15 protein-coding genes are annotated in these 18959 nt (G+C 51.6%); 3 read left to right on the top strand and 12 right to left on the bottom strand.

The window, feature by feature from the left end:
* Positions 1 to 36 precede the first annotated feature (36 nt).
* Positions 37 to 339 carry a hypothetical protein gene (locus ET464_RS09755; RefSeq protein WP_129440435.1) on the top strand — a complete coding sequence of 101 codons (303 nt, stop codon included), beginning with the start codon at positions 37 to 39 and terminating at the stop codon, positions 337 to 339.
* Between the two features lie 83 nt (positions 340 to 422).
* Here ET464_RS09755 and ET464_RS09760 read toward each other — a convergent pair whose 3' ends face one another.
* From ET464_RS09760 to yicI, 5 genes are all read right to left on the bottom strand, one after another.
* Complete coding sequence (locus ET464_RS09760) at positions 423 to 2171, bottom strand: ABC transporter substrate-binding protein (protein ID WP_129440437.1); 1749 nt, start codon at positions 2169 to 2171, stop codon at positions 423 to 425.
* Between the two features lie 87 nt (positions 2172 to 2258).
* Positions 2259 to 3158: a carbohydrate ABC transporter permease gene (locus tag ET464_RS09765; RefSeq protein ID WP_129440439.1), complete on the bottom strand. Its 900-nt coding sequence runs from the start codon at positions 3156 to 3158 to the stop codon at positions 2259 to 2261.
* 12 nt (positions 3159 to 3170) lie between these two features.
* Positions 3171 to 4130, bottom strand: coding sequence for an ABC transporter permease (locus ET464_RS09770; protein WP_129440441.1), 960 nt, complete (start codon positions 4128 to 4130; stop codon positions 3171 to 3173).
* 190 nt (positions 4131 to 4320) lie between these two features.
* A complete protein-coding gene (locus ET464_RS09775; protein WP_129440443.1) occupies positions 4321 to 6108 on the bottom strand; it encodes a sensor histidine kinase in 1788 nt (595 codons plus the stop codon).
* 183 nt (positions 6109 to 6291) lie between these two features.
* A complete protein-coding gene (gene yicI, locus ET464_RS09780; RefSeq protein WP_129440445.1) occupies positions 6292 to 8610 on the bottom strand; it encodes an alpha-xylosidase in 2319 nt (772 codons plus the stop codon).
* A 134-nt stretch (positions 8611 to 8744) separates the two neighbouring features.
* On the opposite strand from yicI, the gene ET464_RS09785 reads away from it, so the two are divergent.
* Entirely contained in the window at positions 8745 to 9641 is an 897-nt protein-coding gene (locus ET464_RS09785) for an AraC family transcriptional regulator (RefSeq protein WP_129440447.1), read from the top strand.
* Between the two features lie 134 nt (positions 9642 to 9775).
* Here ET464_RS09785 and ET464_RS09790 read toward each other — a convergent pair whose 3' ends face one another.
* The 5 genes from ET464_RS09790 to ET464_RS09810 all read right to left on the bottom strand — a co-directional run bounded on the left by ET464_RS09790 (position 9776) and on the right by ET464_RS09810 (position 15379).
* A complete protein-coding gene (locus tag ET464_RS09790) occupies positions 9776 to 11350 on the bottom strand; it encodes a response regulator transcription factor (protein ID WP_129440448.1) in 1575 nt (524 codons plus the stop codon).
* Between the two features lie 291 nt (positions 11351 to 11641).
* Positions 11642 to 12604: an aldolase catalytic domain-containing protein gene (locus ET464_RS09795; protein ID WP_129440450.1), complete on the bottom strand. Its 963-nt coding sequence runs from the start codon at positions 12602 to 12604 to the stop codon at positions 11642 to 11644.
* A gap of 136 nt (positions 12605 to 12740) precedes the next feature.
* A complete protein-coding gene (locus tag ET464_RS09800; RefSeq protein ID WP_129440452.1) occupies positions 12741 to 13724 on the bottom strand; it encodes a hypothetical protein in 984 nt (327 codons plus the stop codon).
* A 116-nt stretch (positions 13725 to 13840) separates the two neighbouring features.
* Entirely contained in the window at positions 13841 to 14596 is a 756-nt protein-coding gene (locus ET464_RS09805) for a GTP cyclohydrolase II (RefSeq protein ID WP_129440454.1), read from the bottom strand.
* Between the two features lie 27 nt (positions 14597 to 14623).
* Positions 14624 to 15379 (bottom strand): DODA-type extradiol aromatic ring-opening family dioxygenase, encoded by a 756-nt coding sequence (locus ET464_RS09810; RefSeq protein ID WP_129440456.1) that lies wholly within the window; start codon positions 15377 to 15379, stop codon positions 14624 to 14626.
* 136 nt (positions 15380 to 15515) lie between these two features.
* On the opposite strand from ET464_RS09810, the gene ET464_RS09815 reads away from it, so the two are divergent.
* On the top strand, positions 15516 to 15830 hold the full coding sequence (locus ET464_RS09815) for a winged helix-turn-helix transcriptional regulator (protein ID WP_129440458.1): 315 nt from the start codon (positions 15516 to 15518) through the stop codon (positions 15828 to 15830).
* Between the two features lie 94 nt (positions 15831 to 15924).
* Here ET464_RS09815 and ET464_RS09820 read toward each other — a convergent pair whose 3' ends face one another.
* Both ET464_RS09820 and kdpC read right to left on the bottom strand, forming a co-directional pair.
* Positions 15925 to 18252: a histidine kinase gene (locus tag ET464_RS09820; RefSeq protein ID WP_129440461.1), complete on the bottom strand. Its 2328-nt coding sequence runs from the start codon at positions 18250 to 18252 to the stop codon at positions 15925 to 15927.
* A 22-nt stretch (positions 18253 to 18274) separates the two neighbouring features.
* Entirely contained in the window at positions 18275 to 18877 is a 603-nt protein-coding gene (gene kdpC / locus ET464_RS09825; RefSeq protein WP_129440463.1) for a potassium-transporting ATPase subunit KdpC, read from the bottom strand.
* Between the last annotated feature and the right edge of the window lie 82 nt (positions 18878 to 18959).

Here is an 18959-nt window from a genome sequence, read left to right on the forward strand (position 1 = left end):
CAAACATCGGAAGCAGGCAGGAGGCAGGCATAAACAATGGAAACCTTCATCATTACAGCAATTGAAATTCAGTTTGCCGGCCAAACAAGGCGGCTCGCTTTTACATCAGCCGAGCTGGTTATCGTAACAGATTACGGATCGGCGTTATGGTATTTGGATGTAAATCATATAGAGGATACGGAGCTGCTTCAATGGTTTGCCGACAGCGAGAACATTCTTGTTCATGTCACAGCAGGGTCCGGCAGCGGAGCTATATTTGAAGGAACGGGATATTTTCATCCCAACGTAAAGCATCAAGGCGCAGCCATCCGCGGCGAAGGCGAGCTGTTAAGCCGCTAATTTGTTCCCGCAGCAGCTTCAGCTGCCCAAAGCGAAACAAGGCATCCGTCCTTTCGGGAACGGCTGCCTTGTTTCGCTTTTTATTATTGAATGTCTTTGCCTGTAAACAGCGACACTCTGTTTTTAACCAGCTGCGTATACTCCGCTTCCATCTTCGCCGCGCCGGCTTTATCCAGCTCGGCCAGGAAGCTGTCATACACTTTGTCGAAGTCGCCCGGTTTCGCAAGCACCGCTTCCGGAATACGTTTGCGGACGATGTCCTGCGTTTTCTGATAAATTACTTGATAATCGCCGTCGGTTGGAACCTGCATGTTGTACAGCGCGCCCCACTCTTTGACCGGCAGATCGGTTTCGCTAGGGAACAAATCTTTCCACGTTGTCGCATTGTAGCCTTTCAGCGCTTCTTTCTCTGCATCCGAGTAGCTGGCTTGAATTTGCTCAGGGAAGTTCGTCGTGTAATAGTTGCCGCTTGGATCTTTGACACCGTCGCCGTAATGAGCGGTGAATACGCCGTACAGGCCGATGCCGGTCGACTTGGTGAAGTTGGCGTTGTCGTTTGTTTTTTTGTCTTGAATATCCGCCGGAATTACGCGTTTGCCGTCTTGTACGTTGTACTGTTTGCCTTCGATCCCCCAGTTGATGAGCACTTGGCCTTCGTCCGATGCAAGCCAGTCGAGGAATTTGATGGCGCGGACCGGATCTTTTGTGTTTTTCGTAATGCTGATGCCGTAGCCGTCTACGCCAACCGACTGCATTTCATGGTCTTGGTACTGGTCATTAAGCGTCACCGGGAAATGGCCGTACGTGTAATCGTTTTTGCCGGCCGCTTTCAGCGCGTTCTCGGCATTGCCGTATTCCCATTCCTGCGAGATCAAGCCAAGCACGCGGCCGCTGGCGATTTTCGCCTGGTATTGGTCATCCTTTTGCACGAACGTATCTTTGTCCAGCAGTCCTTCGTTGTACATTTTGTTCAGCCAGCGGAAATAATCCTTTTCTTCCGGGCGCTTGTAGTGCAGCTTCGCTTCGTAAGTAGACGGGTCTACATAATATTCGCCGTCGTCCGGCGCGCCTGTCGACAGAAACGCCGGGTTTGTCACCGTAATCATAATTTTCCAGTCATCCGCATTCAGCGTCAGCGGAATGGTCGGCTGGCCGTCTGTCGTCGGATGCTTGGCTACATATTCCTTCAGCACATTTTCGTAATCATCCAACGTTTTAATTTGCGGATACCCCAGTTCTTTCAATACGCGCAGTTGGACTTCAAAGCCGCCGCCCGCATCGAATACTTGCTGGTTAACGCCGACGTTGGTCGGAATGGAATAGATTGCCGGGTTATCTTTGCTGTATTTCAGGCGGTTCATATTGTCGCCGAAAATCTTTTTAATGTTTGGCGCGTATTTATCAATAAGATCGGTCAAATCAATAATGGCATCGGCATCGACCAGCTTGCCGAGCTCGCCTTTTGCATAAATCAGGTCCGGATATTGGCCGCTTGCCGCCATCAGCGCGATTTTGCTTTGACCGCCGCCGCTGCCTACGTCAAACTCGGCATTAAGCGTTACGCCGGTTTTTTCAGTAATCATTTTGCCTACTTCATCCTGCATATTGTTCCAGTTCGGGCTGGTGTCAGCGCCAAAAAACGAGAACGTAACCGGCGATGTATCGGCGGCGGTATTAGCCGGATCCGTGCTTGCGCTGCCTCCGTTATTGCTGGGAGCCGTATTGCTGCTGTTATTTTTATTCTCATTGTTATTGCCGCCGCTGCATGCGCTGAGCAGCAGCATCCCGGTCAACGTGAGTACGGCAAACGGCTGGAATTTCCCCCATCTCATGTTCTCATCCCCTTTAACAATATATAAAAAGCTGTATTGTACAACAGGCAGTCTGCCTGGTTATACCAATGCTATCGTGCTGTACCATTAAGCTTTAACGGCTCCGAGCGTCATGCCCCCTACAAAATACCGCTGCAGAAACGGATAGACGACAAGGATCGGAACGGTAACGACGATCGTAATCGCCATCTTGATCGACTCCGGCGAAACTTGCGCCATCTGGTTGGCCAAATCGTTGGCGTTCGCCATGGCGCTGCCCTGCTGCGTGCTGTCCAATATTTTCATCAGCTCGTATTGGAGCGTCGTCAAATCGGGTTTATTGCCATTGTACAAATACGTATCAAACCAGGAGTTCCACTGCCCAACCGCCAGGAACAAGGCGATGGTCGCCAGCACCGGCTTGCAGAGCGGCAGGATAACGCGGTAATACACTTGAAAATCGTTGGCGCCGTCCAGCTTGGCCGATTCCTGCAGCGCGTACGGCAAGCCGTCGATAAATGAACGGATGACAAATACGTTAAAGGCGCTTACAATACCCGGCAGCACATAGATGCCAAACGTGCCGATCAGATGCAGGTCGCGCATCAGAATATAGACCGGAACCATGCCGCCGGAGAAATACATCGTTAACGCCAGAAAAGTGGAAATAAATTTGCGGCTTCTAAAATCCGGGCGGCTTAACGTATACGCCAGCATCGAGGAGCTGATCAGACCAAGCACGGTGCCGATTAGCGTCCGGTAAACGGATATTTTAAACCCTTGAATCAAGGAGGTGTAACCAAATATCGTATTGTAGTTGTCCAGCGTAAACTGCCTTGGCCATATATAAATGCCGCCGCGTACCGTATCCGTAGAATCGTTAAGCGATATGGCCAGCACGTTCAGAAACGGATAAAGCGTCACGACGAGCACAAGGCCGAGCAGCGTATAATTGACAATGTTGAAAACCCGCTCGCTTCTGGTAAGGTTAAAAGCTTTGCCTGCCATATGTCCTCCCCCTTACATGATGCTTTCTTTCGCGAATTTTTTGAACAAGCCGTTCGCTGTAAACAGCAGGATAATACTGATGACGGAGTTGAACATGCTGATAGCCGTCCCGTAAGAGAAATGGGCGATTTTAATGCCGTAGTTTAAGGCGTATAGGTCAAGCACCTGCGAGTAGTCGGACACGAGGCTGTTGCCGAGCAGCATTTGCTTCTCGAACCCGATGCTGAGCAGATGGCCGATGGACATAATGAACAACACCATGATAGTGGAACGGATGCCCGGCATCGTAATGTTCCACATTTGCCGGAAACGCCCGGCGCCGTCTACCCGCGCCGCTTCATACAGCTCCTTGTCGATGCCGGTGATCGCCGCCAAATAGATGATGGCGTTCCAGCCGGTTTCCTTCCACACATCCGAGCCGGTGACAATTCCCCAGAACCATTTGCCTTTGGCCATAAACTGGACAGGCTCATCCAGAATGTGCAGCCAGACAAGCAGCTGATTGACGATTCCGTCCAACGAAAGCATGCTGCTAATAATGCCGGCTACAACAACCCACGATACGAAGTGGGGCAAATACGAAACCGTCTGGGTAATCCGTTTGAAGCCCATATTTTTTACTTCATTCAGCAATATCGCAAACACAATCGGAAACAAAAATCCGACAACCAGGCCCATCAGGCTCATCGCCAGCGTATTGCGCAATACAAGATAAAACTGGTCGTCCTGGAACAGCCTGCTGAATTGGTCAAGCCCTACCCATTCCTGCTCGCCAAACGATCTGGACGGCTTATAGTTCTGAAATGCCATCGTCCAGCCCCATAACGGCAAGTAGTTAAAAACAAACAGCCAAATGACAAAAGGAATGGACATCAAATACAAATATTTTTGCCGGATAACACTGCGCCAGAAGCCCGTTTTTTTACGCGGTTTAACGGTAACGCTTTCATTATTCGTTGTCAGCGCTTCCATAGGGACGATCCCCCTTTCTGCTATACCTTTATGATAGCTTGTCGTCCGCTCTGCGAACTACCCGACTTATTGGATATAAAACCATGTAAAAATTAGAGATGAACAGCAAAAAAAGCGCACTCCGGATGCCTCTTAAGCACCTGTTGTGCGCCTTTAGACCTGATTTCAAATTACGGTTCATGCCGCATGTTCAAATAGCCGTTAACAATTCCAGCGGAACATAGAACCGCATCGTTGTGCCTTCGCCGTACACACTTTCAATCTGAAGCCCGCTGGCTTCGCCATACGTCAGCACAAGCCTTTGATGCACGTTGCGCAGCCCGATCCGGTTGTTGTCCTCTTCCGGGCCGGAAATGAACAACAGCACTTCCTGCAGCTTCTCTTCGGACATGCCGGAGCCGTTATCCTCTACGCAGACATGCAGGCTGCCGTCCGCCACAATCAGCTTCACTTGAATCGTGACAACGCCGTCTTTGTTTTCCAGCCCGTGAACGACGGCGTTCTCCACAAGCGGCTGAATAATGAGAGGCGGAATATGAAGGCTGCCCAGTCCCGGATCGATCTGAAGTTCAAATTCCAGCCGGTCCTCATAACGGAAACGCTGGATTTCCAAATATGAAGAAACCATCTCCATCTCATTTTTAATGGTGACGTGTTCCCTGCCGATCTCCAAATTTTTGCGCATCAGCTTGCCGAGCAGCCGGACAATGTTGGCCAGCTCCTTCTCGCCTTTCAAATACGCATTCATCCGAATCGACTCCAGCGCATTAAACAAAAAATGCGGGTTAATTTGGCTTGCCATCATTTTCAGCTTAATTTCCCTTTGCGCGATTTCCATCCGGTTGTTTTGCTCCGTCGCTTCCACTACCTGCTTCATCAGCATGCTGATGCTTTCAACCATATAGTTGAACTGCCTGGACAGCTGGCCGATTTCATCGCTTCCGTCAATTTGGGAGACGACATTCAAGTTGCCAAGCGCAAGCTTATTGAATTTGCGGCTGAGCAGCAGCAGCCGTTTGCTGGTCATAAAGGAGACGGTATAGACGAATATAAGCGCGATGAGCAGTACAAGCAGTATGATTCCCATCCCGAGCAGCCCGACCTTATTGGCATCGCTTACGATGCTTTTCGTATTAAACAAGGAAATGACGTTCAGCTCATCCAAACTTGACTCTGTCTGCACCGAATCCACAACGACGTAGGATTCCTTCCCGTTAATGACCTTTTTGTACGTCCCTTTCTCCAGCTTGCCGAAGCTGTTGCCCAGTCCAAGCTGCTGCATCGTTTGACCGACCATATCCGCGTTTTTGGCCGCTACTACATAACCGTTCTGATCCGTAATCATCGTTTCGAACGGCTCCTGTGTCAGCATCCGGTTCAGCTCGTCCTGATTCATCATAACGAGCAGCACTCCGCTTGTATGATAGTCACTGAATAAAACTTGCCGCACAAGCGACAGCCGCTTCACCGGCGCATCCGGCTCCCCTTCGACATACATCCATTTGACGCTCCGGGTGCCCATTGCCTCCTGATACCAAGAAGACGCTTTCACATCAGGCGTTGCCGGAATAATTTCCAAATTATTCACTAAGGTCGGGTTATCGAAATAAATGCGGACCCCGGAAATTTCTTTGTACTGCACCTTGTATGTCCGGAAATCGGTGAAGCTGAGGTAGGACTTCGTCAGCTCCAGCGCGTCCGGATACGACGTGTTGACAGTCTGCGCCATCTTCTCGTTCAGCAGCAGCGAATCGGATATTTTGAGCGGCACCTTCAGCATTGTCTCTGTCTGGATTCTCAGCTTCTCGACGTTATTGCTCGCCTGCTCGACCGCCCGCTCCAGCGTCTGCTGCCGAAAATAATACGTAATGATGCTGCCTACGATCATAATAGGGATCAGAACAATCAATATATAAGATACAATCAGCTTATGCTTTAGCTTTAAATTGTTCGTTTTTTTCAGCAGTCTGTTCAGCAAGCGTTGACGCCCCTTTCGCCCGATCAAGCGCTTTCTTCTCTACTTATCTATCATACCTTATATTTGCGCTAGAGTGCTGAAACTTCTGCTCATGCCTAAAACCCTGATTTTCCCAAGCAAGCGGAAAATCAGGGTTTGGGTTCATCATGGCGGAGCTGGGGCTGGAGCTGCAAAAGTTCACCGTTATTTCAGCTTGATTACAATGGTGCGCGTTCCTTCAAAAGCATCCGCCCGGATCGTTCCGCCGTCAAGCGCCGCGCCTTCGGCGGAGGCGATTTCGCCCATGCTGTGCAGCGTAATGCTGAACGGCTTGCCTTCGCCGGCGGCGGTCACCACAATTACGGAACCTTCGCGGGACGCTTGAACCGTTAATGCGGTGCCGCCTTTCACAGTCGGCACAGAGCGTGCAGCCGAAGCGCCGTCCTCCAGCGCGTAAATGGCAAGCTGCACGCCGTCCGCGTAATCGTAGTCCGGACGGTTCTCATTGGCGCCAAGCGGAACGATCGTATTGGGACGGACAAACAGCGGCAAGTTCAAATAACCGTACGTTTCTTTGCGCCATTTGCCGCCTTCCGCCGTTTCGCCGGTGAGCAGATGCGTCCAGCGGCCTTCCGGCAAGTAGTATGAGACTTCCCCGGACTCGCTGAATACCGGTGCGACAAGCAAGCCGTCGCCCAGCATATATTGGCGGTCCAGCAGCTCGCAAGCCGGATCCTGCGGAAACTCCAGCAGCATGGCGCGCATAACCGGAACGCCAAGCCGTGCCGCCTCTACCGCCGCGCCAAACAGATACGGCATCAGGCGCGCCTTCAGCTTCGTAAATGTGCGTGTCACTTCGACAGACTCCTCGTCATACGCCCACGGAACGCGGTACGAAGTGCTGCCGTGCAGCCGGCTGTGGCTGGACAACAAGCCGAATTGCAGCCAGCGTTTAAAGACATGGGCCGGAGCCGTATTTTCGAACCCGCCGATATCGTGGCTCCAGAAGCCGAATCCGCCAAGGCCCAGCGACAAGCCGCCGCGCAAGCTTTCGGCCATCGAGCCGTAGTCCGCATAGCAGTCACCGCCCCAATGGACGGGGAACTGCTGGCCGCCAGTTGTTGCGGAGCGAGCGAACACGGCCGCTTCGCCTTCGCCAAGCTTTTCTTTTAATGTATCAAACACAACCTTGTTATATAGGAAGGCGTAATAATTGTGCATTTTCGCCGGGTCGGAGCCGTCATGGTAAACGACATCGACCGGAATCCGCTCGCCGAAGTCGGTTTTGAAGCTGTCGACACCCATATCGACAAGCTCCTTCAAGTAACCGGCATACCATTCGCAGGCGGCCGGGTTCGTAAAGTCCACAAGCGCCATGCCCGGCTGCCACAAATTCCATTGCCATACGCCGCCGTCACGCTTCTTGACGAGGTATCCCCGCTCCTTGCCTTCCGCAAACAAACGGGAGCGCTGCCCGATATACGGGTTAATCCATACGCAAATTTTAAGCCCTTTCTCCTTCAGGCGTTTCAGCATGCCGACCGGGTCCGGGAAAACCCGCTCATCCCACTTGAAGTCGGTCCAATGAAATTCCTTCATCCAGAAACAGTCAAAATGGAACACATGCAGCGGCAAATCCCGTTCCGCCATGCCGTCAACAAAGGAGTTCACCGTCGCCTCATCATAGTTGGTCGTAAACGATGTGGACAGCCACAAGCCAAACGACCATGCCGGCGGAAGGGCAGGCTTGCCGGTCAAATTCGTATATTTGTTCAGCACTTCTTTAGGTTCGGGGCCGTCGATGACAAAATATTCGACAGATTGTCCCGGCACGCTGAACTGAATTTTTTTCACTTTCTCGGACGCGACTTCAAAGGATACGCCGCCCGGATCGTTAACGAATACGCCGTACCCTTTGTTTGTTACATAAAACGGAATGTTTTTGTACGCCTGCTCCGAGCTTGTGCCGCCATCCTGATTCCAAATATCCACCACCTGACCGTTTTTGGCAAAAGCGGTGAACCGTTCGCCAAGCCCGTACACCCATTCGCCTACGCCAAGATCAAGCTCTTCCCGCATATAATCGCTGCCGCCCGTATCCGTAATATGAGCCGGCGATCGAAAGCCGCTGCCCGTCAGGCGCTCATCGCCCCTGTAGAAAGCAAATGACCACGCGTTTCCTTTGCTAATGCGGACAGACAAGCTGCCGCTTGTCAGAACCGCTTCCTCCTCCGTCTCCGTTATGGAGACGTAACTTCCGTCACCCGCACGAAGCTCAAAACCCGGTCCGTTGTCCGTTAATCCGTCAAAATGTATCAGCTTGACGCCAATCACGCCGGGAGCCGGCGAATGAAACATAAACGTAAGCAGCGTTGTATTAATCATGGCACCGCGCCCCGGCAGCGGTGTCGTTGAGACGTAGGCGGTTAACGTATCATTTGCCCGCTTTATTTCATGCGCCTGGACCGCCGGATTTATCGTAAAACCTTCGCGGATAAGCCAATTGCCGTCCGTAAATTTCATCGTGAGCACTCTCCCTTGTTCCGTATACTTCCATCTGTAAGCGGTTACCGTTATAATGACATGATAATGACGTATAACATTCAAATCTAACAGAATCGAACAAATTTATAGCACAATATTGACGGAGGCATCCTATGGATTCCATCTCTAAGCAAATGCTGAAGGAAAACCGCATTCATGGCGAGCAGCTGCAGCCCTTCGGCACCTACTGGTTCGATTACGGACCAGGCGAACATGTTGTCGACTGCCACTGGCATGAAGAAGCCGAATTTTTTTGTGTGCTCGATGGCAGCGTCCTGTTTCAGGTGGACGAGCAATTTTTTGAAGTGAAAGCCGGCGAAGCTGTCTTTATCGACGGCGGCGATATCCATGCCGGGCATGCCTTGGGCAGTGAAGGCTGCCGTTTTTTCGCGTTTGTATTTGGCACGCATCTGCTGGCCAGCGCCCATTACGATGCGATTCAGGAGCAGACTGTGCTGCCCTTTCAGGAACGGAAAGCGTCGTTCCCGAGGCTGATCCGTCCCGGCAGCGCTGCGGAAGACAGCCTGCTTGCCCATCTGCAGGCCATAATGGACAGCTGTGCCCGGCGGCAGCCGGGTTATGAAGCCGCAGCAAAAGGCCATCTGCTGCTGATGCTGCACGAGCTTGCCGCCAGCGGTCTTGCCCAGGACCGCCGTGTCAGCAGCGGCTCCGCCTCCCGCATGGAGCGGCTTAAAAAAGTGCTGCTGTATATTCAGCAGCATTACGACAAGCCCATCCGGCTGCACGAGCTGGCCGGGCAAATCCCGATGAGCGAAGGGCAGTTTTGCCGCTTTTTCAAATCCATGACCGGCCAGACTCCCGTCGACTACATGAACAGCTACCGCATCCGCCAAGCGGCAAACCTGCTGCTGCAGACCGACCGCAAAATATCCGACATCGCGTTAGAGGTTGGATTCGACAACATCAGCTATTTCATTCGCGTATTCCGCAAAATGATGAAATGCCCGCCATCCGCTTTCCGGCGCGGAGCGGAGCCGGCCGCGGACTAGAATGCCTGCTTCCGCAGCAGGCTGTTACAGGGCTGCAGCCTCCCGCTTTCCCCGTTATCGCCATCATACCTTGCCTGAACACGATGATATACCCAAACAATTAGCGCTTTTTTCATACATGAATTCGATGGCAGCTACTCATTTGATTTCGGCTGGCGCTGTTCTCCCTTCCGGTAGGAGGACGGCGAAATACCGACATATTTTTTAAACTTCCCGTGAAAATAGTCCACATGGGTATACCCGACTTTCTCCGCCACTTGATACACCTTCATGCCTTGCTGCAAATACTGCTTGGCATGCTCGATGCGGACTTTATCCAAATACGTATTGAAGTACTCGCCGGTCGTATTTTTAAACATTTTGCCAAGATAAGCCGGATTGTAGTTAAAAACAGCCGCCAGCGTTTCCAGCTTTACATTGTCGCTGAAATTGCGATGGATGATATCGAGAATTGCTTTCATATCATGCTCCTGCGTACGTTCAGCCAGCGGCTCTGATACGGACGCCAGCAGGCCGATAACATGCCGGCACAAAAGGCGCATTGTCTGCTGCTGGTAAATAAGCGCAATCGAATCGGTGCTGCTCTTCAAGCAGCCGTTTAGTTCCCCATGATGTGCCGCCAGCCTGCTGAGCAGGCTGGCCGTCAGCTCGGCAAAAAAACGTTTTACATCCTGCTCCGGCGCCCTTGAGGCTGCAAAGAACTCTCCCGCCTGCAGAACCAGCTCTTCAAGCATCGGCCGGTTAGCCATCTCTAACGCATAATATAAACGATCCTCCATTCGTTCCGGGTGTTCTGCTATGCCTTGCTGCGCATATACGGCCTGCTTATCCGTCTCCTCGCTTAAAATGTCGTCCTCTCCGGCAAAAAACCGCTGCTGCAGCAGCTCGCCTGCTCGTTCCCCCGAACGCCAAATCGCAGACGGCTTGCGGACAAGCGGACCGGCCGCCGCCATAAGGCTCAAGCCGGTTCCCGCAAGCAGCTTGTTAAGCTCCAGCCCAAGTTCCTTGCGCATTTGTTCGCCTACGACCGTTTTTTTCAGCAAAATGCCGGTGTCGCCCTGCTGATTAAAGCTAATCCCGAGCTCATTCCGCTCAACATAATGGTCGATCCGTTTGACGGCTTCCGTTATGTCAGTCGCTTCAGTCTTATAGCCGTCCGCCCGGTACAGCTCATAACGCAGCACCTGATATTCCTGCCAATCCAGCCCCAGCTGTTTGGCTTTTGCTGCAAGCTGTCCGGCTTCATCTTCAGTAGACTGCTCTAATAGGGATAACACAAGCTGATCCCGTGTCCATCTCCCGGCAACGGTGCTCCAACTGGCAATATCGCGTTCCTTCGCGCATTCTTTTTTTATATGTTTCAAATAGCCGATCATCTCATCTTCATCAACCGGTTTAAGCAAGTAGCCGTCTGCCCGGCTGGCAATCGCCTTTTTGGCATATTCAAAATCAGCGTAACCGCTAAGAATAAGAACATGAAGCCTCTCATCCAGCTGCCTCAGCTGTTGGATCAGCGTCAGCCCATCCATGCCGGGCATACGGATATCAGCCACAACCAGGTCGGGTTTTACCTCGTGATACAGCTGGAGGGCTTCATAACCGTTTGAGGCCGTTGCCAAAACAGCGTACCCGCATTCTTCCCAGGGAATTAACGCTTTTAATCCTTCACGTACTTTAGGCTCATCGTCAACAATCATCACGTTAATCATAGGTTGCACGCCTCCTCTGCGAATGTAAGCGTTCTCTTTTTTGAATATGCTGATTGGCCAGAATCCGCTTCGAACATCGCTTGCTTTATTCGAATTATACCGGATTGGGTCAGCAGAAGCTTATATAATCTCATTTCGATATAACACGATTTTAACCTGCAAACCTTTATTAACCAAACCGATTACGCAGCTCCCTGCCAGCCGGTTCACGCAAAAAAAGCAAGCCGGAGCCAATAACCTGCCTGCGCCAGCTTGCTTTTGTTTAATATAAGGATATATCCGGCAAAAAAATTATTTGCCGTGTGCAATTTCCGGCGTGGTCAGACGGTCGTAGAAGTCGACCGCTTTATCTTTGTCCGGCGTATTGCGGAGCGCCATCGCCGAGCGCGGATGCTCGTCGAACATGCCCGTAATCATATAAGGAATAATGTAACCCCACTCTTCTTTTTCACGAAGCGGAATCATATAGTTTTCGATCATTTCGAGTACAGGGCGAACGCTGTATTTGCTGTTCGGCAGGTGTGCGACAAGCAGCTCCGTATTGCAATTGCCTGCTGCGCGTCCCATGCCGTAAACAGAGGCATCAAGCAGTTCTACGCCTTTTTCCGCTGCAATGAGCGTGTTGGCGAATGCCAGCTGCATGTTGTTATGCGTATGAACGCCAAGTCGTTTGTTCGGGAGATGTTCTTTGAACTTGTCCACCAAATAACTCATATCCGACGGCTTCAGGCTGCCGTAAGAGTCCACAATGTAGACTACATCCACAGCGCTTTCGCGAATCAGCTCAAAAGCTTCGATCAGCTGGTTTTCCATTACGTTGGACAAAGCCATAATATTCAATGTCGTTTCATAACCGCGGTCATGGAACAGCTGGATCAGCTCCAGCGCTTTATCTACGTCCTGAATATAGCAGGCAACGCGAATGAGATCCAGCATGCTTTCGCTGCGCGGCAAAATATCATTTTCGTCCACGCGGCCGATATCTACTAATGCGGAAAGTTTCGTTTTGCCTTTGTTTGGAATGATTTTGCGGAGAAAATCATCGTTCAAGAAACGCCAAGGGCCGGCACTGTCGGCGCCTTTCAGCAATTTCGGAGAGTTTTTGTAGCCGATTTCCATATAATCAACGCCGGCTTCATTCAGTCTATCATACAAAGACTGTACAAATTCGACACTAAAGTCCCAATTATTCACAAGTCCGCCGTCACGGATCGTGCAGTCAACAATTTTGCAATGGCTCGTTTTTGAATTCATCACTCTGCTCCTTTAAATCGCGATAGTGTGCTCCTTCTATCATACTTGAAAAAAGAAAGGAACGCAAAGCCTTTTGAACCAAAAAAAAGCGCCGGCTCTTTTGCATAAAAAGAGCGGCGCCTTTGTTGCCGGCTATTCAGAATGAAGGGAGCATCGAGTCGATTTCCGCCAAAAAACTGTCGCGAAAACTTTTAACCTGCGGAATGTCCGTCTGCTCACCGTTCCTTTGATCGTATACTTTCCAGTCGGAAGACTCCAGCACTTTGACAAATTGCGATGCGATGTGCGCTGTCAACGTACCTTTGTACCGGCTTTCCGTCCGCTCATAACTTGCTTTCACTTCGCTGGTCAATTGGAAGGTATCGGGATTAAATACCGGTGTATTAGTTAAGCCTAAAATATACATAGACATGTCGTTTTTATACAGCTGCTGAACCGAAGCGCGCTCTGGCGACACCGGAAATTGTTTAATAAAATGCTCGGCTTCGACCGCACGGTCCGCCAGCTCATCCCATGGAATCACAAGCCCGGCATCCATCGCAGCCGGCTCATTTGATTCCTGTGCCTGAATCGCGATAAAAGCGTTTAAATCATCGGACAGCTTTTTGCGGTACGTTTTTTGCATTTCATAATCGACAATCGGGTAGATCATGCCTTCCACCATTACAAGCCGGTAGCCTCCGGACAGCTTGGTCGCTACAAGCTGCTTCACCTTGTCATCCGGTATTGTTGCAATATTGGCTGAAGTAATCGGCCATTCCGCTTTCATGAGTACATCCTGTATTTTATCGTTCAAAAAAGCTTCTTGGCTTTTTTGCAAATCCTTTTCATAATAAGCGTTTAGCTCGCGGAGCATCGTATCGGCCGTCTGCCGGTTTGCCTGAACCATATTTTCGTTTAAAAAAGATACGATGCTGGCCGCTTCTTTCGCATTTTTTACGATCAGTTCATATTTAGCAAGCAGGTCCTGCTGCTGCTTTTGCGCCGGATCCGCGCTCTCCAGCGCAGCTTTCGCATGGCGGCGCTCGCCGCTTTCTTTGCTGCAGCCTATCGTCAAAGCCAGCATGCATAAAACAAGCACTAACAAAGCTGCTTTCGTATGGCTTGTCAGTACTGACATTTGGTTCCGCATGTCCGAAGTGTTCACCGTCCTGCCCGAATGGTTCATCGTTCCAACGTCTTATTCCATTAGACGCAGGCTCCATTTAATTAGTTGCGGGCTATTTGGATTAGCTTTTACTGCAGCGCGGTTTGATATTCCGATCTGAAGTGACCCGATTTGTTTACCTTTGTCGACAAATATTTTTCATTATGAACGGATGCTTCTCCCCAAAGCGGTATGCGCTTGTTGATGTCCATGCCCGCTTTTTTGAGAGCTTCGACTTTACGCGGATTGTTCGTAATGATGGACACCGGCTTGCCGCGCAATTCCTTCAGCACAACAATCGCATCTGCATAGCTGCGGGTATCATCCTGGAACCCAAGCGCCAAATTAGCGTCAACGGTATCCATGCCGTCCTCCTGCAAAAGGTAAGCCATTGCTTTGCTGAACAAGCCGATCCCCCGGCCTTCATGGTTCGCCAAATAAAACAGCGCTCCCGTGCCGTTTGCTTTAATCATCCGCATCGACTGCTTCAGCTGAAATCCGCAGTCGCATCGTTTGCTGCCAAAAATATCGCCGGTATGGCATATGCTGTGCATCCGGATCATCGCATCTTCCGCATGCTGAAAATCGCCGTAAACGAGCACACTCGACTGCTGCTGATCCGCATATTTTGATGCCGGCAAATGGTTCAGCAGCTGCTCGACCGTTGGCGTTTCCTTCTTATCGGTCCGAATCCAGCTGTACCAGTTAAAAAATACCGTTTCTCCGTCCAAATCAACCGGGAGGCGGATTGGCCCTACAAGAAACAGATGGCTGCCGTCCTCTCCGCCTTCTTGTATAAGCTTGATCCGTTCGCCAAGCCGATTCATGATTTCATTATTTATCATATCGCAAGCACCTTCTTCATTTGATGATCAAAATCTGAGGCATAAATAGCTGAGAGAGCCAAACTGATACCCTCTGAAGATAACTTCCGGCTTCTGCCCGCTTCCAAGCGCCACATAAAGCGGCACAAAATGCTCTGCACGCGGGACGGCCCGTTGTGCATTTGGCGCCAAGCTATCGTATGCGAAAAGGGATTCGAGATCGCCTTGCTGCAGCTTTTCAATAAGCCAGTCGTCGAATTGGACAGCCCACGGCTCGGCTTCGGACGCGTTCCAGTTCACGGCGCGCAAGTTATGCACCGTCACGCCGCTCCCGATAACAAGAACATTAAGGTCGGACAAGCTGCGAAGCGCTTTGCCGATTTCATAATGGTCTTTGGCGCTGCGGTACGGATTAACGGAAACTTGAACGACAGGAATGTCCGCTTGAGGAAACAAATGCTTCAGCAGGGTCCATGACCCGTGGTCAAGTCCGCGATTCTCATCGAATTGATACGGAATGCCTTGCTCTTTAAGCAGGCTTCCAACCTTTTCGGCATAGGATTTGGAACCTCGTGCCGGATATTTTACTTGAAACAGCTCATCCGGGAAACCATAGAAATCATAAATGGTTTCATATACTCCGTCGGTATGCGTAATGGTCACATCATCCGTTTCCCAATGCGCCGTAAAAATGACAATCGCATCGGGCTTCAGCGAAGCGCCCGTTTGCTGTAAAAAACGGCTGTAATCATTTTCTTCTATGGCAAGCATTGGCGATCCATGAGCTAAAAATAAAGGAGACATCCGCTCCACCTCTCTATACTTACTTTTAGTAACTAATTATAGTATCACAATATACATACGTCAAGTTACGACCATACATAAAGTGTGATTGTATAATTTCGATATTATTTATATAATACAGAAAGAGGTGAGGAGAATGGATCAACTATGCCCGCGGTTTCAGAAAGGGATGGACCTTATTAGCAAACGTTGGACCGGACTGATCATTCACCAGCTGTTAAACGGCCCTCAACGTTTCTGCACAGTGCAATCGGCTTTGCCGATAAGCGGCAGATTGCTGTCGGAACGATTCAAGGAGCTTGAGCTGGAAGGGATTGTCCACCGGCATGTTTACCCCGAGGTGCCCGTCCGCATCGAATATTCGCTGACAGAAAAAGGCCTCGCGCTGGAACCGGTCATTCGGGAGATCGAGCAATGGTCGAAAGATTGGATTTCTGCCGTACAAATATAACGAAACCGGGTTCTCTATCCAATGAGAAGCCCGGTTTTTATTTTACCACATTGTTCCGTATAAAAACGGCAATGCGCCTTAACGCCGCAGCTAATTATTTATCGCCGCAGCGGCTGCCGGGCACATCGGTCGTCCAAGCCGAGGCGATCAGCACATCCATATGCCTTGCCAGCCGCAGCAGGTCTTGCGCAACATTCCGCTTCCAGGGCGGAAATTTTCCGCGTCCAGCAGCCGATCTTCCTACAATTAATTGTGTCGCCTGAACCTGATCGGCCACCCGGACAAGCTGCCCGGCAAGCGGAACAGCCGGACTTGCGGCTACCGTCTTGTATATGCCGCCTAAACGATGAGTGAGGCTTGCCATAGACTTGGCGCGAATTCTCGCTTCCTCGCTCCGCAGATTATGATCTTCAATATGCACCACATGCCATTCCGCTTTTAACCGATGGGCGATACGAAATCCGCGCCGGATAAGTTTATCTCCGCCGGGATGCAGGCTGACGCCAACTACAATAACCTCCCGCCTCCTCAGCGGGCCGCGCAGCGAGCTGCTCCGGTCCCACGCTTCCAGCCGCTCGTCGACCTCATCCGCCAGTTCACGCAGCGCCAATTCACGAAGTCCAATTAGATTCGTTGTTGTAAAAAAAGCGGATAACGCCTGTTCGATTTTGTCCTTTGCATAAACTTTTCCTTCTTTCAGCCGCTGACGCAGCATTTGCGGCGAGACATCAATCAGCTCTACCTCGTCTGCAAGCTCCAATAGAAAGTCAGGCACCGTCTCCCGCACACGTACGCCTGTCAGCCGCTCGACCGAATCGTTTAAGCTTTCCAAATGCTGCACGTTCATTGTTGCGACAACGGAAATTCCGTTATCGAGCAGTCTGATCACATCTTCGTACCGTTTGCGGAAACGGCTTCCCGGCACATTCGTATGGGCAAGCTCATCCACCAGCACTAGCTCGGGGCTGCGCGCAAGGATAGCGTCCGTATCCATTTCGGACAGCTCGATCCCCCGGTAAATATGCACCTTGCGCGGAATTGTTTCCAGCGCGCCGATTTGCGCTTCCGTCTCTTGACGCCCATGCGTCTCCAGCAGGCCGATGACCACCTCTTCCCCTTTGCGCAGCATCCCATTGCCTTCCCGCAGCATCGTATACGTTTTGCCGACGCCCGGCGCTGCGCCAATATACACTTTCAGGCTGCCGCGGTTTACCCGGCTCAGCCGCTCGGCCATCACTTCCGGCGTCGTCCGGCGAAACACTTCCTGCACCGGCTTATGCTGCTTCGCCGGCAGTATACGTTCCCCTTCCTGCTCCGCACGGTCCGCCATCAAAAACAAATCCATATCGGGCGCGCGGCTAAGCAAGCTGCCAGCCAAATCTCCTTTCAGGAGCTGCTTTATACGCGGCTCCTTGGAGTGGCCCATGACGATGCGGCTTATATGATGCGCCGCCGCATACCGGAGAAGCGCCGCCGGTATCGAACGTTTGCTGCGAACCGGCATCTCTTCGAATGCAGCGCCAACCTTTTCAGTCAGCTTTATAATAGAACGCTTGAAAGCAAGCTGCTCCTTGCGAAGCGGCTTGCGGGGATAAACGAAGGCAAGCACGGCCAAATCCCCGTTTAAGCGGCGGGCAATCTGCTGCCCTCTTCGAATATATATGGAGCCGTTCCAATCATATTGGGCGCATACGGCAATTCGTTCCGCTGTGCCTGCTGACGGGGCAAGTCCAAGCTGTTCCCGATGTTTGGCCAGCTCCTCCGCGACTCCTTCCGCTACAAGCCTTAAAGCGAGCTCGCGCAGCACGTTCAGTCCGCCTGCAGATATCGCCGGAGGCTGGCTGCCTGTACCGCCTTCTTCCAGCCGCTTCAAAATCGTCTCCGGCGAAACATCTATAAGACGAACTTCATCCGCCAGCTCCAGCGTGCCCAAAGGCACCGTGACTTCCGGCCGGACTCCCGTCCGGTGAAAAGCAGCCTCCGCAACGCCTTCCAGCTCGTAGGCGTTTAAGGTTGTCATAATGCTGATCCCCTGCTGCAGAAGCGCTTCTACCTCTTCGAACCGGGTGCGCTGCACCGCCCCCGGCCGATTGCGATGGGCCAGGCCGTCCACCAGCACAACCTCGGCATTACGATGCAGCAGCGCATCGACATCCATATCGCATTCGAGTTCCTCATTCGGCCATCGGATGCCGGGCACGATCTCCAGTCCTTCCAGTTGCTGCTGCAATTGCGGCTTGCTCAGCGCAGCTATGGAGCCAACTACAACGTCAACACCTTGCTCCATCAGCTGCTTGCCTTCCAGCAGCAGATGGAACGTTTTGCCGGAGCCGCTGGCGGCGCCAACGATAATTTTCAGCCTTCCCCGCTGGAGCCGGGCAATGGAATCGAGTATTTGCTCGGGCGTTTTTCTCCGGTTCATAGATTTGGCGCCTCCTTGTCCGTTACCCTCCCATACGTTCTTTAAGCGCAATATTAAGCTCCAACACGTTAACTCTCGGTTCGCCAAACAATCCCAAATCCCGGCCTTCGGTATGCGCGTCAACCATTGCGCCCAGCTCTCCTTCCGCGATACCGGTCTGTTTGCTGATCCGCGGAATTTGCACCATGGCCGCTTCCGGTGAAATATGCGGATCAAGCCCGGAGCCGGAGTTTGTTATAAGCAGCAGCGGCACTTCGGATACCGGTACTTCGGGGTTATTCTCCTTCCAATCCTCGATGGATGCTTTCAAACGGTCTGCCAGCGCCGGGTTGGACGGCCCGTAGTTGTTGGATCCGGACGCTTCCGCTTGATAGCCGATGCTGCTTACCCGGCCGTGGAAATACTGCTGCCCGGCGAAATTTTGCCCGATCAGCTCCGAACCGATCGTCTCGCCGGCGCTGTTCTTAATAAGGCTGCCGTTTGCCTGGTGAGGGAACAGCAGCTGCGCCGCTCCCGTGCTTACAAGCGGATAAATGATTCCGCATAAGACTATGAAAACAAAGCTGATGCGTATGGTCACTTGGACCCAGCCCCAAACCGAATACCTTTCACTAGCAGATTTCATTGCTTAACGCTTCCTTTCCGCTTTCCGTATTTACAAATCCATCATCCAATCATCATCCCCGTAAGGATGCCGCCCTCAAACC

Source organism: Paenibacillus protaetiae (assembly GCF_004135365.1).
GTDB classification, from domain to species: domain Bacteria; phylum Bacillota; class Bacilli; order Paenibacillales; family Paenibacillaceae; genus Paenibacillus_AP; species Paenibacillus_AP protaetiae.

What these genes read in the sequence shown, in the direction of transcription:
- ET464_RS09755 (WP_129440435.1), top strand. Translation starts at nt 37, where the DNA reads ATGGAAACCTTCATCATTACAGCAATTGAAATTCAGTTTGCCGGCCAA.
- ET464_RS09760 (WP_129440437.1), bottom strand. Translation starts at nt 2,171, where the DNA reads ATGAGATGGGGGAAATTCCAGCCGTTTGCCGTACTCACGTTGACCGGG.
- ET464_RS09765 (WP_129440439.1), bottom strand. Translation starts at nt 3,158, where the DNA reads ATGGCAGGCAAAGCTTTTAACCTTACCAGAAGCGAGCGGGTTTTCAAC.
- ET464_RS09770 (WP_129440441.1), bottom strand. Translation starts at nt 4,130, where the DNA reads ATGGAAGCGCTGACAACGAATAATGAAAGCGTTACCGTTAAACCGCGT.
- yicI (WP_129440445.1), bottom strand. Translation starts at nt 8,610, where the DNA reads ATGAAATTTACGGACGGCAATTGGCTTATCCGCGAAGGTTTTACGATA.
- ET464_RS09785 (WP_129440447.1), top strand. Translation starts at nt 8,745, where the DNA reads ATGGATTCCATCTCTAAGCAAATGCTGAAGGAAAACCGCATTCATGGC.
- ET464_RS09790 (WP_129440448.1), bottom strand. Translation starts at nt 11,350, where the DNA reads ATGATTAACGTGATGATTGTTGACGATGAGCCTAAAGTACGTGAAGGA.
- ET464_RS09795 (WP_129440450.1), bottom strand. Translation starts at nt 12,604, where the DNA reads ATGAATTCAAAAACGAGCCATTGCAAAATTGTTGACTGCACGATCCGT.
- ET464_RS09800 (WP_129440452.1), bottom strand. Translation starts at nt 13,724, where the DNA reads ATGTCAGTACTGACAAGCCATACGAAAGCAGCTTTGTTAGTGCTTGTT.
- ET464_RS09805 (WP_129440454.1), bottom strand. Translation starts at nt 14,596, where the DNA reads ATGATAAATAATGAAATCATGAATCGGCTTGGCGAACGGATCAAGCTT.
- ET464_RS09810 (WP_129440456.1), bottom strand. Translation starts at nt 15,379, where the DNA reads ATGTCTCCTTTATTTTTAGCTCATGGATCGCCAATGCTTGCCATAGAA.
- ET464_RS09815 (WP_129440458.1), top strand. Translation starts at nt 15,516, where the DNA reads ATGGATCAACTATGCCCGCGGTTTCAGAAAGGGATGGACCTTATTAGC.
- ET464_RS09820 (WP_129440461.1), bottom strand. Translation starts at nt 18,252, where the DNA reads ATGAACCGGAGAAAAACGCCCGAGCAAATACTCGATTCCATTGCCCGG.
- kdpC (WP_129440463.1), bottom strand. Translation starts at nt 18,877, where the DNA reads ATGAAATCTGCTAGTGAAAGGTATTCGGTTTGGGGCTGGGTCCAAGTG.